At 57.5% G+C, this 16,896-nt stretch carries 13 protein-coding genes; 6 read left to right on the forward strand and 7 right to left on the reverse strand.

Features of this window, described 5'->3' with window-relative positions; all coding sequences use genetic code 11:
* Positions 1–51: 51 nt before the first annotated feature.
* From G3O01_RS09485 to G3O01_RS09515, 7 genes are all read right to left on the reverse strand, one after another.
* On the reverse strand, positions 52–837 hold the full coding sequence (locus tag G3O01_RS09485) for an ATP-grasp domain-containing protein (RefSeq protein WP_205804287.1): 786 nt from the start codon (positions 835–837) through the stop codon (positions 52–54).
* Between the two features lie 2 nt (positions 838–839).
* Entirely contained in the window at positions 840–1,313 is a 474-nt protein-coding gene (locus G3O01_RS09490; protein WP_205804288.1) for a hypothetical protein, read from the reverse strand.
* Positions 1,314–1,959: 646 nt separating this feature from the next.
* Positions 1,960–2,340: a hypothetical protein gene (locus G3O01_RS09495; RefSeq protein WP_205804289.1), complete on the reverse strand. Its 381-nt coding sequence runs from the start codon at positions 2,338–2,340 to the stop codon at positions 1,960–1,962.
* A gap of 90 nt (positions 2,341–2,430) precedes the next feature.
* A complete protein-coding gene (locus G3O01_RS09500) occupies positions 2,431–3,750 on the reverse strand; it encodes a hypothetical protein (protein WP_205804290.1) in 1,320 nt (439 codons plus the stop codon).
* A 255-nt stretch (positions 3,751–4,005) separates the two neighbouring features.
* Positions 4,006–5,085, reverse strand: a complete 1,080-nt coding sequence (locus G3O01_RS09505; RefSeq protein WP_205804291.1) for a ParB/RepB/Spo0J family partition protein — start codon at positions 5,083–5,085, stop codon at positions 4,006–4,008.
* Between the two features lie 2 nt (positions 5,086–5,087).
* Positions 5,088–5,846, reverse strand: a complete 759-nt coding sequence (locus tag G3O01_RS09510) for a ParA family protein (RefSeq protein WP_205804292.1) — start codon at positions 5,844–5,846, stop codon at positions 5,088–5,090.
* A gap of 1,942 nt (positions 5,847–7,788) precedes the next feature.
* A complete protein-coding gene (locus tag G3O01_RS09515) occupies positions 7,789–9,300 on the reverse strand; it encodes a replication initiation protein (RefSeq protein ID WP_205804293.1) in 1,512 nt (503 codons plus the stop codon).
* A 1,800-nt stretch (positions 9,301–11,100) separates the two neighbouring features.
* Between G3O01_RS09515 and G3O01_RS09520 the strand changes: the two genes are divergently transcribed.
* The 6 genes from G3O01_RS09520 to G3O01_RS09545 all read left to right on the forward strand — a co-directional run bounded on the left by G3O01_RS09520 (position 11,101) and on the right by G3O01_RS09545 (position 16,892).
* The gene (locus tag G3O01_RS09520) at positions 11,101–12,357 is read left to right on the forward strand and encodes a TraI domain-containing protein (RefSeq protein ID WP_205804294.1); all 1,257 of its coding nucleotides are present in this window, start codon (positions 11,101–11,103) and stop codon (positions 12,355–12,357) included.
* Positions 12,341–14,176 carry a conjugative transfer system coupling protein TraD gene (gene traD, locus G3O01_RS09525; protein ID WP_205804295.1) on the forward strand — a complete coding sequence of 612 codons (1,836 nt, stop codon included), beginning with the start codon at positions 12,341–12,343 and terminating at the stop codon, positions 14,174–14,176. Before G3O01_RS09520 ends, traD begins: the two co-directional genes overlap by 17 nt.
* Before the next feature lie 78 nt (positions 14,177–14,254).
* Positions 14,255–14,752, forward strand: coding sequence for a hypothetical protein (locus tag G3O01_RS09530; RefSeq protein WP_205804296.1), 498 nt, complete (start codon positions 14,255–14,257; stop codon positions 14,750–14,752).
* Positions 14,753–14,754: 2 nt separating this feature from the next.
* Entirely contained in the window at positions 14,755–15,381 is a 627-nt protein-coding gene (locus G3O01_RS09535) for a DUF4400 domain-containing protein (protein WP_205804297.1), read from the forward strand.
* Between the two features lie 166 nt (positions 15,382–15,547).
* Positions 15,548–16,594, forward strand: coding sequence for an ATPase, T2SS/T4P/T4SS family (locus G3O01_RS09540; protein ID WP_205804298.1), 1,047 nt, complete (start codon positions 15,548–15,550; stop codon positions 16,592–16,594).
* The gene (locus G3O01_RS09545) at positions 16,563–16,892 is read left to right on the forward strand and encodes a hypothetical protein (RefSeq protein WP_205804299.1); all 330 of its coding nucleotides are present in this window, start codon (positions 16,563–16,565) and stop codon (positions 16,890–16,892) included. The genes G3O01_RS09540 and G3O01_RS09545 overlap by 32 nt, the downstream gene beginning before the upstream one ends.
* The last annotated feature ends 4 nt before the right edge of the window (positions 16,893–16,896 follow it).

Raw genomic sequence — 16,896 nt, forward strand, 5'->3', positions numbered from 1 at the left:
GTGTTCGCCCCAACGTCCGCTGTCACTCTCGCAGGGTCGCCGGGACATCTGTCACTTTTCCGTCGATTGTCCACCGGGGTACCCGCCGTCGACAAGTTGTTGCCAACGGCAAACTGTCACGGACCAATACGTCGTCATGGGCAGATCGTCGTACGCGCCCATCGAAAAACCGTCATTTAACTCGACAAGAGCGGTTGTTCCCGACTCGAGAACGCCGAAGTCTGCAACATATCCCCGCGCGGCACCAGCAACGGTCTCCAGCCGCCGGACGGCGTCATTGATCACAGCGATATCGGGCTGGATCTGCCGGTCGCCGCCGTGGTCAACAAAGCGCACGTCGAGGACTCTCCCATCCGCAACGTAAGCGCGCCATTCGCTTACGAACCGTACGGGTTCGGAGATCCAAACGGGTTTGTTCCCAGACGTGCCGCTGAAGCGGTAATCGTCCTCAAACTCAGCGACGAACCCCGTAAAGCGCTTCCAGCCCTCGGCCGGCTTGATGAACAACCGCTGCCCTGCCGCCAATAACGCCTTCGCTTCCCGCAGGGTCGACAATTTCTGAACCCGTCGATGGAGAAACGGAGCAAGCAGCGCCGGGTATGGTGTGTGTTCCGGGAGCGACTTGCCGAACTGTCTCAGCGCGTGCTTCACAAAGCCGACCGAACCCACCGGGACAACGCCGAACGGCACCCGAATCTTCTCACGTTCAAGTTGACGCTCCGAGGCATATGCGACTGGGACACCACGCTCGCGCGCTAGCGTTGCCATTCCTTGCTCCTCGCGTCCAAGTGCCTTGCCTCCCTTGATCTCGACGAGAATCCCCGCAGGCAGGTTCATGTCTACCGCCCCAGTCCGGTGGAATCCGGCAGGGGACGGACAGAAAGGAAGTAGTCGCTTCCGTCGACACCGTGTATTACGCCCTGCTCTTCGCGCTCGCTGACCAACACCGAAATTTGATCGATGTTCCGCGCCCTACCCTGTGATGCCGTGGGGGTCGCGTACAGTTCGGCGTCGATGACGCTGCGATCGCCATCGCTCAGATCAGTTTGTTTGAGCCTCAACGTCCAAGGGCTCAGATACGCTCCGCCGGCCTGCCCATCGCCCGCAACGCTTACCGCAGGTAGATAGCCAGTGTGGTCTCTAAGGAGCGCGTCCGCGCGGTCGCTCATAATGACGCGCTCGTGAAGTGTGGGCGCTCCAGCGGGACTAACGATCTTCAGGTCAACCACCAGAAGCCTCTGGTGGGCGAATACACACGTGTTGATGCTGACTAGGGCCGCAGCCAGGGCCACGAAAACGAGCTTTTTTGCCACACTTTTCTCCGATCTGATAAGGCTCAATAGACAAACGCCGTGCGCCGCGACGGGATAACGGACGGCCCCCGCCCTTTCGTACGCTTTTGTGAGAAATTCAGGCGTGGTCTCGACACCTGCCGCGGGAAATTGCGTGATCTTGCGTCGAACCCGTCATGCGTACGGCAGAACGGCCGTTGGAGGGCTTTGGTAATCGGAGGGTGGCAAGATGACTCGAAAGCGTCTATAACTGATTTGCAGGCCGCGCAGCGGGCTGCAATCGCCTTTCCTCTCCCCTCCCCGCGCCTGTCTGGGAGCAATTGCCGCGACGCGGAGCGGCGCGAAAGGTTCTACTGCTTAAGACGCTTCCCGTATATGCAGTAAATCGGACCGTGATCTTTCAGGAAGTCGGCTTTAATTCGAGATGTACTTCGGCGTAAGCGGCATTGCACCGCCAGATTTCCTTTCCTGAACTATAGAACACCGCCGTGCCATTTGTTATGCGACACGTCGCGCGAGGGTATATCGCGCCGTGACCGTTCATCGCAGCTGACAGCGCGTTTTTCTCCTTGCAGGTCGCCAAATAAGGCCCGTCCCGAGTATTCATATTTCGCTTCCTGCAAAATTCGCGACCTCTCCCACGAAATCGTAGCAATGGCCAGATGCCCTACTCCGTGGTGTGACGCAGACTTCCGGTGCACTTGAGCATGGGCGGCACAGCAGCAATGCCAAACGCGCCCAGCAAGCCGTCAAAGGTGATCAGATCGACGCGCTTTCCGGTGTCGGGCGGCAGTAAAGGCACGCCGGTAAGCTGATAACTCACCCGGGCATCAGCGCTGCGCCCGGAATGCTCCACCGCCTCAAAAACACCTCGGCGCATCCCATAGTCGAGCGCGCTTCGAAGGTCTCTCTTGGACATCAAGCCAGCCCCTGCCATCTGGGCAATTGTTCCCTCCCGGCCATTCGTCTTCAGCCAATCGCTCAACGCAAGCGCCCTGTCATAAGCTCCCATACTTTCACCCCACACAGAGAAATCAGTAGCCAGCATCGCATCCGCACTGCACGAGTCAATCGACGATCACGGTTTCAATCCCATAACCCTTCCTTGACCTTCCGGCAATGTGTAATTAAGGCCGCATCACTTCGCTCGGCCGCCGACTGACTGAAACAAAGTCGCGGCACCGGCCCCCTGATGGGATTCATCCGTCGCGTTATGACTGCTACTCCATGCCAGTACTGGTTGCATACGACCCGTTCCGGCCTTGGCTCCTTTCGCAGGCCCGTACTGGCGCACGTACTCGCGTCGTAGTTCGCAAGCCCGATCCTGGCTGATCCGGAAAAAGCGCCGAATCTCAGCTACGGTGTAGCGCGTCTTTCCGGCGGCTACCGCCGCAGCGAGTTGCGTAAGTAGATCCGGGGCCTCCTCAGTCTCCTGACGCATTGCCACTGGGGCAAACGGCGTCAACGACTCCGCCGTAGTATCGGGACCGCCCGCCGTTGCGTTCGCTTCGCTACCCAAGTTGAAGGAACTGTCGGACGACGTCGCGCCAGTATCGGTAACGAGTAACGCGTCGCTACTCTCATCCGTTACTGATGCGGTAACACGACGACTACTGTGCTCCGAATCGGTCACTACGGCCCCGGGCTTGGGCAATGTCAGTAACCAGCCGAGGCAGGCCACGCTCTCGAGTAACCATCCCAGGACCAGTGCTACAGCAAGATCGACGTCGCCAGTCGCGATACCGAGAGCGGCCGCGAGGAGTCGCGTCACAGGGTCCGCAGTCTGATCGGACCTCCTGTTCGCTGCGCGCTCATGTTCGGCCAACGCCTGATCGACGGCGCGTTCTCGACGTTGCGCCTCGGCGAACTCGACATTCAAGGCAGACAACCGCGACTCGAGATTGCTCTTGCGGAGGGTCAACCAGGTGCAATTCTCCGGACATTTTTGTGCTCGAGCCCGCGCGAGATCCTGTTCGACGTTCGACCGTTCGCCGGCAATTAGCGACAGGCTTCGCGTGGAAACGGCCCCAGCGACGTTTACGACTTTAGGCGGTTCTGGAATTCTCGACGCACGGATCTCGCCGGCATGCTGCTGCGCGAGAATAAAGAACGTTGCGTGGCCGTAGCCTGTCGCGACCATCGAAAACAGCCAGATGAGCAGCGCGGCGATCCTTGCCGTGATCGATAGTCCGCGCGTCAACGCGGGAATGAGATGCGCGCTCAACAGCAGCACGATGCCTATCGCGATCCAGGCCGCACGCTCTGTGGGATTGCCACCACGATCCCAGCCGGCGACGATAGCTATGCCGGCAGACGTGACAGTAGCGGTAACAGACAAGAGTCCCGCACACAGCCGCGTGAAGCGCGAGAGGCGCCTTGGGGCCGATAGTGATCCAGACGTGGGAAAAGAACTGTAGCTCGTGGCCGTTAGGGCCGAGCCGACGACGTGGTCAGTCATGATGCGTCCTGTGTGAGATTTCCTCCCGCACACCCGCTGTCAATCGGGTGAGTGGGCGCAAGGCAAGGTTGACAGACCGGCCACACAACACCGGCGAGCACGAAGCTCCCTCACCATGGCCCACCCATAATGGCGCACCAAGCAACAGCACTGGACAAAACGGGCCCCAGTGTGAAGTGTGAATCGGGCTGTCAACCCCGACCCCTGTTGTCTCAGGGGAAGTATAACGCTTCGGCGGCTCCCGGCCGCCCGCGGCTATGCCGCTTCTGCTGGTTCCGCTGGCAGTTGGCTGGTTTCCTGTTCGAGGAAATCTCTCATCTTCGTCGAGAGCGCATCACGAAACTCACGAGGCAGATTCTTAAGCGTAATTGTCAGCGAGTCGCCCCCATACGCCTTGATCTCGCCCGCCTTGATTCCGCCCGGCAAGGACACTTCAAATCGATGGACATATTTATTGCGGTCGCTCGACTTTTCTACTGCCTGTCCCTCGTTGCCCTTCAGAAGTTTGTCGACGGTCTTAACTGGCAGATCCTCAGTGATGATCCGATTGATAAGCCGATGAGCTGCCTGAGTGCCACGCGCGCGTTGATATCGGGACACGGCGTACGCGAAATCAAGCGTGAACTTTTCCCGACGTTCCAGCATCTTTTCTACCAGCTCGGGCGGGAGGTCTGCCAGTGCGATTATCTTGCTCAACGACGCGGCCGAAACCTTGAGGTCTTCAGCGAGTTCACCCTGGGTCGCGTACTGGTTCTCCCTTAGCAGGTTCTTCCATGCAAATGCGTCATCGAATACCGTTTGCCGCTCCTGCGTAATATTGAGAGTACGGCCGAGTTTGTAACTTTCCTTCCCCAACGGGATATCCAAGACAATCGACCTCGCAGCCTTCGCCTTATTTTCCCGGAGACCGCGCACACGTCGTCCACCGTCGTGGATAAAATATTTGCCCGGCCTGGAATAATCAGGACTCACATGGATCGGCTGTTGTTGTCCTTGTTGCGACAGGTCGCGCGAGAGCTCGTCAATCGAGCCCTGCATGTAGAAGTGCCGCGGATTGAACGGGCTCTGATCAAGGTCCGCCAACGGAATGTCGATGACTGTGCCCGGTGTATAACCGTTGTGGACACACCACGTGCGGAACTCGCCTGGCGGCAACTCGGCGAGCGCTGCACCGACATTGATTTCCGAGGGCGCTGGGGCAACCTCCGCTACACCGGCGCTCGGACTTATAAGCCGATCGGCCGTCGAGAATTTGTCAATCTGGTCCATCGCGGTCGGCTTGGAGGCCAGCTTGGGCGCGCGAAACGCGCTATTAAAGTTAGTGTTCTTTCCCATTTTCAAGCCTCTGCGATAGTTTCGTTTTCGCCTTCCGCTTCGGCCGCCTCGAGTTCAATCCGTCGCTGCTCCCGAAGCTCTTCAATGTACGGAGCCGGTTCTTTCAACCGTTGAAGCAGCTCCTTGACGATCGCGGTGACTTCTACCTGAGCGAGCTTTGACCCGGAACCACCGACCTTAAATACAGTTCTGCCAAGCGCGCATGCCTGCTTGTAGCACTCCCGCGTGGGAACCACGCGCTCGAACTGCGGGACGCAGGTCTCAACAATGGCACCGATCACGCTTTGGTCCAGCTTGCGCTTGCCCTCCGTTTTGTTCAGGAGCCAGATCGGGCGCAAGTCAGGGTTGTGTCGTTGAACCTTGATTACTTCGGAGATGAATTCCTCGCTTGACCAAAAGTCCGCGGGCGAGGACGACACCGGAATTATCACGGCCTCCGACACGAGCATTACTGCAGCAGGTCGAGGATCCTCGACCGATGGCGGGCAATCCACAACGATGAAATCGTAATCTTCTATAAGTTTTTTAAGTTCGCGATGGATATTGTGTCGGCTAGTATGCAAACTCACCACCATGAAGGGCAGGCCCTCTTCATCCTCCGGAGCTGCAGCTGCCCACTGGGAAAGCGTCGTCTGCGGGTCCGCATCGACGCCAAGGACCTTATAACCAGCATGGTGCAAGCCGGTACAAATGCTCACAGTCGTCGTGGTCTTCCCGACGCCCCCTTTTTGGTTCGCGACAGCTAGAATTTTGGCTGGCATGTTTTTATTTCCAAAATTATAAAGTTAAAGCAGATTATCACATCGATTCCCCAAGTCAAGGAATCTTCGGGGTTTTCTTCGCCCCGACCTACCCGTCCCTTTTTCCACGGGTGAGCCATGTTCGCTAGCGTTACACGCTCGATCAGGTGGTCAAGTCGGTTTTTCGACGTCGAAAACCTGCAGGAGGCAAACCCGCCGCACACCATGCCCCGCCTCCCATACCACGCCCGCTCGCAACGGCACACTGAGCCATCCCAATTTTCGACGTCGAAAAGTCACGGCGATGTTCAAATCCAATCCTCCGCAAAACCAAGCGGCCGGATATGTTTCGACGTCGAAAACGTCACCCGACTGTCTCTGCAATGCCGAATCCTCAAGCCCAAATTAGTTGTGTAATCACCGATCTCACTCACTACTTCGGTCGACGCGCCATACACCGACTCAACCATTCGATGAGACGCGAACCCACTTTTCGACGTCGAAAACACGCAATGTCGTTGACGCGGAGGTGTACTGCGTTCCTTCTCTTCAGCACCTTCCCAGATCCCAAGGCATCTAGCGGCCGCCAGACATCAATTATCAGACGGGCTGCTGCTCCGGAAGATCCACTGGATCGTGCGAGTTGGACTCACGTGATTTTCGACGTCGAAAGTTCACGGCCGTCAACTGTGTCGACGCCGCATTGAGTTTCTGAAATGGATTACGCATCATCGGCGATACAGATCTTTCGACGCCGAAAACTGGCGAACGCTCCGGCAACCTTGTTATATGGCGGCAGCGTCAGGTTTTCGACGTCGAAAACGCTCAGGCTCTTGCATGAGGTAATCAAATTTCGTTCGTGAGTCAGTCATCCACCGTCGTCTCTTCGGGTCCTTAGCCCACCACTTTCGGTGAGCGGCGGTGTAACTGCCAGAGGGCCGTAGAGCAGGCGGGCCCCTCGATGAGTCATCCGTGGCACTCTGCTTGATACGAGGACGTGGGCCTGATCGCCCGCGGAACGAAATCAGTCGACGCTCATCATTTTTCGACGTCGAAAAATGGCCCGCTCTCTCTTCTGTTAAACGTGGATCGACGGATTTGTCGGGGCAACGATCGCGGGCAGTACAGTCGACACAGCCAATCCATCGCACCAGTCAAACAGGCTGCAAGTACAAACTCGGCTCGGCGCGTCAAAGTTGGATGTTGCCAATCCGCTCGGCACGGCTGCCCGAACGGCCCCGGGCCATCGCGGAATAGAGTTTTCGACGTCGAAAATCGCCGCTCACGCAAAGGTCGGCTGATGGCACCGGGTCATTGCGGTATTTTTCGACGTCGAAAAATGCGACTGCTCGTTAGCGGGATATGGCAACAACGGTCGTCGCGTCGGCGCCGACCTCCGCTCCCCGTGCAAAGTTCAACTGTCGCCACTCAGGTTTCGACGTAGAAACCTGCGCCCTGAGGTCGAGATGGTGTCAATGAGCCCGACTCTGAACGCCTTTTCGACGTCGAAAACCGCGGCTCGCGGCTAATGTCCCGAAGCGAGAGCGTCAAAGAGGTGGCGGGCGGGCGGTCGCTGACGTCGTTCTACTGAACGCAAGACGAAACATCGGTCGCCTAGTTTTCGACGTCGAAAGCCGAGCGCGTTTTAAAGGTTCATCTAACGATGCCCGCGATCGCCGGACTGCGAACTGGACATATGGGTCGTGTGGCTGCGCGTTGCGCGAGAACAATGTGAGTCTGCGGCTCGACGAGAGGGGAGGGATGCATGTCCTCTGGTTGGCCAGAGGGTGGCGAGGTGATCACAACAACGACGGGAAACTCCGTAACCTTTGCAAACTTTCTAAATTTTTCTTCTTGTGCAAATGCCACTTATATCGCTATTGCTCAACGCAAGATCAATTTGCTACCATTTGGCGTGTTGGGCGGTTGCTCCTTCGCCCAACAGCCGCATTTGGAGCATGACTTAAATTCGCTCGATCTGGCGAAGATAGCCAGTGAGTGCGGGGCGTACGAGCGGATGTTGAATGTTCGGCGCGCTGCCCGCCCGAATTCTCAATACCATCCTGATCGACTTCGCGTCGTCCGACGCAACAAATCGGTCCCATACGGCCTGTCGTTCATTGTCCGAAAGGTTCGTCCAGTAGTCGTCGAATTGGCTCGTCAACGACCGCTGCGCTTCGATCAGGCGTTGTTTCTCCTCCGCATTGCTCCGCTCCACTTGCGCGATACGATCGGCCTGAGCTTTCACCTCTCGGTGGCGGGTCAACTCGGTCTTTTCCGAGTTCGTAAGCAGGTAGCGATCCTCTTTGTCCTCGATCGCATTGTTGAAAAGCCCGATCCAACTCCTCACGGGAGCCTTCTGCTTTTTGAAGATGTACCGATAAAAGAGCACATCGACGATTTCTTCGATCCGCTCGGCAGAGTGGCGCAGTGTGATCTCTTTGATCTGCTTCTGGTTCAGGCCGAATTCCTCACGCAATTGCCTGAAGGTTTCCGGTCCCACCAGCGCCCGATCATCGGCACCAGCATTCTTCGGGTTGCTGGCGATGGTGAAATTCAGTCCCGTGACAGAGCGGTTCTCCCTTCGGTATGTCACCGTCGCAAAGATGTCGGCTTCCTTTTCCAACTCGGCGAGGGCCGGCTGAAGAACCCGATACGAAAAACGTTTGAACTCGGGATACTCGGACTCGCTGACCATCATCTTTTCTCTGAAGTCTGCGAGCCGGAGAAAGCCTGTCTGGCCCTTGAACATATGTTCGCGCAGTAACTCGTAGAGGTGTCCCGTGTATCGGCTCTTGAACTTCGCCACCATCGCCATCGAAATGTAGTAGTAGCGCTCCGGGGCTGCGTACAACTTGCACAGAAACTGCGGGATTTTCCAATGCAGCGTGGTGCCGTCGAAGTACACTTCCTGGATCATCTGGGTCGAAAAGAACTTCCCTTTGCCATTGGGGATGTACATGATCGCCTGCTGCATCTCGTGGATCGACTGCTTCAGGTAGTCGTAGTCCTTGACGTTGTGGTCAACGAGCCATGAGAGATAATCCAGGGGGACGGAAAAAAAGTTCTGCCGACTGAGATTAGGGCGAGCAACGAAGATCAGCGCGTTGTGGAGCTTCCACTGCAGAAGCCCAAAAGGGTTGACGTATTTGACGTTCTGAATTGCTTTCTTGAGCAGAATGTCTTCGCGAGCCTGGACGATCGGAGTGCCTTCGTTGAACAGGTCAAGACTCTGCTGATAATTCTGCTGCCCCTCGAGCTCGTTCGTCAGATAGAACTTCGCCAGATCCGGCGCGGAGAATTCCTCGGCCAGAGCGGCCTCGTCCTCGGCGGTGATCACTTGCGCGACGGCTCCACCGACCTCCGCGTCACCAACGGCATCTAATTTGAGAAAAGACGGTATCTCAATAACGTCCGTCACTTCGTCGGATTTCTTGTCGTGGCTTGAGCCGCGCCGCTTCTTCGGTTGGTCCATCGTCGGGTTCCACACTGTTCTTCGTGTGCCCGTACTATGAAGCCCGTAAAGTCCCAAGTCAAAGCTTTTGACGTGGTCTTTTCAACGACAAAGTCCCCTTCTTTCCCTATAAACGTAGTCTTTTCAAGCAATCGACTAAGCCGAGATGCCAGTTCTTCGATAATCCTGCCTTAGGATTCGCACTAAAAACGGGGGGTTCTGCAAACCCTATAAACGTGGTCTTTACGTCCAAACGCACCGTTGGCTGTACACCACGAGACGACCCCGGGGTACGCAATTCGCATCAGCGCGGCATGAACCCAGCGGCACCCAACGTGCCCTTGACAGCGCCAGCCCTATAAACGTGGTCCTTTGAAACCGCGACGACGCGCTTAAGCACCAACCGCCTGCTGCTGCGGGGTGCTCTCTTCCCTATAAACGTAGTCTTTACGCTGTCAGATGCCCGCTAACGACCCTCGCCTGGCGACCTGATTCCCTTCTACCACGTCGGCAAGATCGACCGCCGGACGCAGATGCAGGCTTGGGACTCGCGATCGGAGCGAAAAGACCACGTTTCTCGGGCGAGCCGACAGTCCGACGCCGCCTTGAGAGTGCCACGCGCCAGGCGGCAGGTTCAAAAGACCACGTTTATCGGGGCCGGTCAGGTGTAGACGCATAGCTGAAGACCACGTTTATCGGCGAGGACTCGCTCGAGGGGGCGAAAGGACTACGTCTCTGGGGAATCGACGCGCGGCCGGCTCAGAATGCGGACCGTTTCGGCCTTGCGATGCCCGGAAGATGGTCTCTAACACAGGTTCCAGCTGCTCTTTTCCCGATAAACGTAGTCTTTTCGAGCGCATTTAGGTTAGTGATCACTCACTTTCATCGCTCCAGAGTCTAAAAATCGCCCTATAAACGTGGGCTTTTCGATTCCACGCAGCAAATCAACGCTCCTCAGCCCAAGGATGGGCCCGGGAGCGCCTGCGATCCAGCATATCCCTATAAACGAGGGCTTTTCAGCCTTCTGACCCAGGAGTAAACATTAAGACTGGTGGCTAAGGCGCTGTTTATAAACAGAATAGCGACAGCGCGAGACTTATTTCCGGCAAGTTGGAGCTCCGTCCACCGCGTCACCCCTATAAACGTGGTCTTTTGGGTTCTCCGGACACCCGATGGCTACACGAACCGAGGGGGCCTTCCGGAAACAACGAGAACGCGGCCAAGGAACTTGCTGATTTTCCAGGAGAAATGGCTGATCGGCCGGTTTCGTTTGCCCATTTTTTTCTGGAGACTTTTGACCGCAGACGCCAGCATTTATCCACAGCATCTCTCTCACCGATCGGATCGTAAGATGTAAACCAAATCAAAATCTAATCGTTAACGCCTCGCAAGCCGTTGATTCTTTACCGCTTTTACGACGACAGGACCACGTTTATAGGGAGGTTTACCCCTGGAAACGTGGTCCTTAAGCGTGAAGACTACGTTTGTAGGGCGCACAAGGACCACGTCTATAGGGAGTGAAGCCCACGTTTCCAGGGTTGGGACTACACCTATAGGGGAGGGCTTTTCCCCGGCCGGCTGCCGTTGATACGCCGGTGTGCGGGCAACTGAGAAAAGACGTTTCGTGAGCAGAGGGTGGGTGGGCACCAGGAAAAGTGCATCCTCTGCTCACGGAAAAGCCCGAGAAACCGTGCCTTCGGGCCGTTTTTTGTCTCACTGTGAGACTCGACGGGACCGCGTTATCGCGGTCCCGTCGAATGTCGATTGTGGCAGCGGGTTATTTGCGACGGTTTGCCCGAAGCCGGTTCGTAACATCGGGGAATGGAATTCAAACTCCGCTCCCCCCTCGAGCTTGTCGACGCCCTCGACACAAAGACGAAGTTGATCCAGTTGCTCGAAACGGCAGCTGGCGTCACGGTCTCGCAATTCAACGATTTCTACAAGCCCCTCGTCTACGGGCTAGCGGCCTATGTTCTCGAATGTCCCCTTCAACGGGACGCTTACGCCGAACCGAGCGGAGCCCTGCGATTCGGAATGACTGCGGCGCTCTTTGCGCTTCGAAACACCACGACGAAGATCTTCTCGAACGGCCAGGGGTCGGAAAGGCGCCGGCTTCTATCCGAACAGTATAAGTACGCGGCCTTCGCCGCGTCGCTGGCTTCCGTGTTGCCCATCGTCCATAGCAAAGTTCACGTGACGGCGATGAAGGAAGGCCAAGCGGCTGTGTGGGCCGCATATCACGCGTATCCGCAACTGGAGAATTGGCTGAAGGCGTTCGCGCGAGCGGACCGCTACGAGATCGCCTGGAGGACCAATGAAGGGTCATTCAGCCAGTCTAACGCGGTCGCGTTGTCGGCCGACTTTTTCAAGGTCGGGCAGTGGCAATACTTCGACAAAGAGGTCGTGCAGGATTTGTACGACTCGATTTCTCCGGGTCAGAAGCAGGGGAAGGAGACGCCGCTATGGCTGACCGTCCACGAAGGACTGACCCTTGCGCATGAATATGAGCGCAAGGCGGCTGTCGGCACATACATTCCGATGGGGATGCCCGAAGGCGTTGGAGCGGAGTCGCTCGCTGCGATGGCCGACGGCAAACAGCCTGCATCCGCTATCGCCCAGCCCGCGCCGGCAGCACCGTCGAAACCAGCGTCCGGCGCCGCCGCGATTACGCACACAAGCCCTGCGTCTGAGCGCGTTCCGCAGAGCGAGCGGACAGACACCGCGCCTTCCGCACCTTCCCAGTCCGCGGAGCCGGCAAATCCAGTGCATGAGAGCGCGCGAAATCTTCTGAAGACGCTGCCGTCTCATGTTGCCGAAATATTCGTCGCTATTCGCGCAAAGCCGAACTACGCGGATTTGAAGGCAACGTGGACCTTCACAGACGATGGGTTGGCCCAGATCACGGTCGACACCATCAAATCACTGGGGCGCGGGCCCACGGATATCGCGACGGATCTCAAGGCGTTGAATCTCGCTAAGACCGTCCAGGGGCCGCCGCCCGGCCGGCGCAACCTCCTCCAGTTGTCTCCGGAAGCCACAGCCTTTCTGCTAGGTGAAGTCGATGCGATCGTACAGTGACATGTTCAGGCCCAACTACGACGTCGGGGCCGCCGCCATGTGGCTCGCCGGCGTCGGATCGCTGGCCGCGACGAGACCACCGTTCTGGGAGGTGCCGGCGCTCGCATCAGGCGTCATGGTTTTCTGCCGAGCCAAACTCGCGGCTGACCTTTACCGCTTCCGGCTTTCGCTGAGTGGGTACCGCGTCGAAGTGAAGACCCTCCCGGACACGCTCAAGGAATCCCACGCCATGTACGAGCGCGGGATGCTCTTCCTCGGCAATGGTTATCGTTGGGAGCAGTACCACTCCGAAGTTGCAACGAAAATAATGCGTCGAAGCTCGTCGGAGATCCCGGGCGTCCCCGCGTGGCTGCCCAAAGGTGTCGTCAAGCGATTGACTCCGCAGCACTGGACGCCCGTCAAAGACACCGCAGTCGGCGTCCCTTGGATTCACGGTATCGAGCCGGATGACGCGCCGATCGGTATCCCTTTCGACGCGCTCGAAGGGCACACACTAATTGCCGGGACTACCCGTGCGGGCAAAACGCGCCTGTACGAACTGATCATCACCCAGCTCATCTACCAGAAGCGGACCGTCTTCATCATCGACCCGAAGGGCGACAAGGACCTCGAGAAGCGGTGCAGGGAAGAGTGCAAACGTGCAGGCCGCAAGTTCCTGTTCTTTCACCCGTCTCGCCCTTCCGAGTCGATCCGGCTCGACCCGCTCGCGAACTGGACCAACATCGCGAACATTGCGACGCGAGTGGGGCAGCTCGTCAATGCGGACGATTCATTCAAGTCGTTCGCATGGAAGACCCTTTACACCATCATGCGCGGCATGGTGGCGGCAGGTCAGCGGCCGAACATCCAGTCTGTCAAGCGCTATGCCCAACTGGGCGTGGAGACCCTGCTCGACACGGTTATTGGGATCTGGATGCCGAAGAATCACAAGGGCGGTCACAAGTGGGATGAGGACGTCAAGTCCCACATGAGCCAAAAAGATCCGCGCGAGATCGTCGCAAAGATCGCCCTTTACAAGAAGCTGACCATCGAGACGGGCGCCAAGGACGAAGTGATCGACTCGCTGATCGCGATGGTCGAGCACTCGAAAGAGCATTACTCGAAGATGATTCAGGTGCTTGAGCCAATCCTCGAGATGCTCGGCTCCGACGAAGTGGGCAAGATGCTGTCGCCGGATCCGACGGACCTCGACGACGAACGTCCCATCTACGACACGCGAAAGATCATCGAAGAAAACTGCGTCTGCTATATCGCGCTCGACTCGCTGTCCGACGCTACGATTGGCTCCGCGATCGGCTCGATTATTCTCGCGGACCTCGCGAACGTCTGCGGGCACATCTACAACTTCGAGAAGGGAAAGAAGGACGTCTTCCTTTTCGTCGACGAAGCATCCGAAGCTCTCAACGACCAGTTGATTCAGATCCTGAACAAGGGTGGCGGTGCCGGCATGAAGTGCTTCATCGCAACGCAGACGAAGGCCGACTTTGCAGCGCGCCTTGGTAGCGAAGACAAGGCACGACAGGTGCTCGGCAATCTGAACAACGTGATTTCCCTTCGTCTGAAGGACTACGAAACGGCCCAGTGGATTGCCGAGTCCTTCGGCAAGACAGCATTCCGCGAGGTCAAGGAAAGCATGAACTCGGGGATGGGAAGCGTCGCGCATCCGACGGAATTCAACGCGTCGAGCGGACGGTCTCTGGATGAGAAGGAAGCAGCGTTCGTATCGGCCGACTTGCTTACCCGTCTACCCCCGTTCAACTTCTTCGCGTTCATCGGCGGCAGCACGCTGTACAAAGGACGCTTCCCAATCATCAACTGAAATCCCCCAGGAACCGACTCGCGCTCCCCGGTAGGTCAAATGGATAGCACTAAAGAACACCACAACCAGCCCGTAACGATGACCCAGATCGCCCGAGAAGGGGGCGTGTATCCGGCCGCGAGTGATCTGTGGACCCGGCATCCCGATTTGAAGGCGTGGTCCAACGACCTCTCTGCCCATCTCGGCCCGATGTTGCCTGGGGCGCACGGTAACCTCTTGATGGACTGCCTTGTCGACGCGATCGCCTCGTACAAGAAGGCCGAGGCGGACGGCGAAGACCCGGTCGGAGCGTACGTCGTCGCGCTGCTTGAGCGCGCGACGGACGTTTTCGACATCGACGTCACAGCAAGCGTCGAAAAGGGCGTGATTGCTTGGGACCCGTTGCAGCAATCGCTTCCAGATTTCTGCAGACTTTATTCGGACGTGCCGATCTCCGTGGCGCGGGGGAAACGGGTGGTGTCCGACGAGGTGAACGGAGAATCACTTCTGCTGCTCGGAGCTCGCCTGTTGCCGGAATACATTGGCAGGCACATCGTCCGCAAGGTCATCAAGCGTAACGCGCAACCGGTTTCCTGATCATGGCGAGAAGCACAAACCGTTTCGTAACGGTCATCTACTTCTGGTGGCTCATCGCTCCGATACTCAGCGCGATGCTTTTTCCGGCTTTCATGCCAGCGGAAGGGCTCCAGATACAGGCACCCGAGGTTGATTTCGCGATCCAGTGCGATAGAGACCTCGCACAGATCAATGAGAGTGCGCGAGCGAACTTCGATGCGTGGTTCGTTCAGACTGGCATTCTCCGCCAGACGTTGACGAGTTCCGTTCACGCTGAAGATACGGGGTGGTCGGGCTACTCGTGGATGGGGGGAATGACTCACAAGTGGTTCGCGAAATTCTGGATGTTCACCTATCGAGTGATCTGGCGTTGGACAGCGTTTTGGCCGCTCTACATCGCGGGGATATTCGGAATCGTTGCACCCTGTCTGGGTGACGGCCTTGTCGTCCGAGCTCGAAAGCGATACGAGTTCGGCTCCTACAATCCGCTTGCCTTCAATATCTGGGGTACGTTGCTATCGCTCGGTATCGGCCTGATGATCTATCTCCCTATGTGGCCGTGGTCGCTGACAGCGATAGTGATGGCCTCTCTCTTCTGTGGTTTGGGCGGCTTCGCCTGGTTTGCCACAGCGAACTTCCGAACGTCGTGATGCAACAACGACGGCAGTCGTACTAGAACCCGGCATATTCGCCGGGTTTTTTTTTTGCGTAGCGATTTTGAGCCGATTGCGAATGCGGCCGTTTTCGGGTGGTTTTTCGGGCCAGTTGGTCAGCTATCGCTCTCCAAAATTACTCCCAATGGCTGTGACGAGAGGGATGAATGCTCGATCTCAGCGCCTCGTGTCCGAAAACTCCGTCGCCTATTGGATCGCCATGCTGACCGCCCCCGTACTCACCGAGAACCTCCATAAGGCCTTGCGAAGCCTGAAGCCCTATTTCGACGACCCGTTCGTGACAGAAATCATGGTCAATCCAGGCGGCCGTGTGTTCATCGAGCGTGCGGGTGAGATGTTGGCTGTGGAAGCCTTGCGCATCTCGAACGACGAGATTGAATTTGCGATCAAGCAGGTCGGGAAGTTGGTGTCACAGGACCCGACACGAAACACAGCTTCTGCGGTCATCTCCGCCTCGGTCGGCGACCTCCGGATCGCAGGCACATTCGATCCTGCTTCGCATGGCGGATCTTCCCTTTGTATCCGCAAGCACCAGCCTCCGGAAACGCGCCCGTCGCTGGAGGAACTGGTCGCGCGTGAAATGTTGACCGAGAAGCAGGCCGAAAAAATTTTGCGGCTTTTCGTGCACGAACGCAAGAACGTGATTGTCGCTGGCTCAACCGGGTCCGGAAAGACAACCTTCGTGAACGCTCTGCTGAAGCGCATCCCCGGATTTGAACGTGTCGCAACGATCGAGGACTCGGTCGAGCTTCACCCCGGCCTCCCGAATCACATGCCCTTCGTCGTGAACCACGACGCCAACGTGACTGCTCAGCTTCTGGTCAAGCAGTCGCTTCGTTACCGTCCGGACCGTCTGATTCTCGGCGAGACGCGGGGCACGGAAACATACGACCTCATTCGCGCCTTCAACTCGGGCCACGACGGTTCGCTCAGCACCATTCACGCGAGTTCTGCTGTTCACGCACTCGCTGCGCTGGAGATGCTCTTCCAGATGAGCGTTCCTGAGAACGCGACTCTCTCGGGAGAGGCAGCACAAAAGTTTATTGCCACGGCAGTGCACGTCGTCGTGCACGTGACGCGGCACACCGAAGAAGTAGATGGGCGGGTGAAGAGCATCCGCAAAGTCAACGAAGTTGTCCTTGTTAAGGGAGTGAACGATGGAAATTACGACATTGAAAAAGTGGCTTAAGTCCCCAACGCTGAAGGCGGGAGCCATCACGGCTGCGATGGTGATGAGCCAGGCCGCGATGGCTCAGTCGGTGGGCGGCGCCAACCTTTCGGGCCTCTGCATCATTCCGCAGATCCTGAAGTACATCGTCGGTATCGTCGCGATGGGCGCGCTGCTGCTGTGGGCGGTCGCGCACATGAACTCGAAGAACGAACTGTCGGACCTGACGATCAAGATCGCTGTTCCCTGCGTGCTCGCCGGCATCGTGGGCTACCTGATCACCCAGTTCGGCCTGTCGGCGAGCTGCTCGGGCATCTGACGTC

The organism is Burkholderia sp. Ac-20365 (assembly GCF_017104715.1).
Taxonomy (GTDB): Bacteria; Pseudomonadota; Gammaproteobacteria; order Burkholderiales; family Burkholderiaceae; genus Paraburkholderia.

Coding starts and splice junctions, on each gene's coding strand:
- G3O01_RS09515 (WP_205804293.1), bottom strand. CDS start 9,300: ATGGACCAACCGAAGAAGCGGCGCGGCTCAAGCCACGACAAGAAATCC.
- G3O01_RS09520 (WP_205804294.1), top strand. CDS start 11,101: ATGGAATTCAAACTCCGCTCCCCCCTCGAGCTTGTCGACGCCCTCGAC.
- G3O01_RS09485 (WP_205804287.1), bottom strand. CDS start 837: ATGAACCTGCCTGCGGGGATTCTCGTCGAGATCAAGGGAGGCAAGGCA.
- traD (WP_205804295.1), top strand. CDS start 12,341: ATGCGATCGTACAGTGACATGTTCAGGCCCAACTACGACGTCGGGGCC.
- G3O01_RS09505 (WP_205804291.1), bottom strand. CDS start 5,085: ATGGGAAAGAACACTAACTTTAATAGCGCGTTTCGCGCGCCCAAGCTG.
- G3O01_RS09540 (WP_205804298.1), top strand. CDS start 15,548: ATGAATGCTCGATCTCAGCGCCTCGTGTCCGAAAACTCCGTCGCCTAT.
- G3O01_RS09530 (WP_205804296.1), top strand. CDS start 14,255: ATGACCCAGATCGCCCGAGAAGGGGGCGTGTATCCGGCCGCGAGTGAT.
- G3O01_RS09510 (WP_205804292.1), bottom strand. CDS start 5,846: ATGCCAGCCAAAATTCTAGCTGTCGCGAACCAAAAAGGGGGCGTCGGG.
- G3O01_RS09500 (WP_205804290.1), bottom strand. CDS start 3,750: ATGACTGACCACGTCGTCGGCTCGGCCCTAACGGCCACGAGCTACAGT.
- G3O01_RS09545 (WP_205804299.1), top strand. CDS start 16,563: ATGGAAATTACGACATTGAAAAAGTGGCTTAAGTCCCCAACGCTGAAG.
- G3O01_RS09495 (WP_205804289.1), bottom strand. CDS start 2,340: ATGCTGGCTACTGATTTCTCTGTGTGGGGTGAAAGTATGGGAGCTTAT.
- G3O01_RS09535 (WP_205804297.1), top strand. CDS start 14,755: ATGGCGAGAAGCACAAACCGTTTCGTAACGGTCATCTACTTCTGGTGG.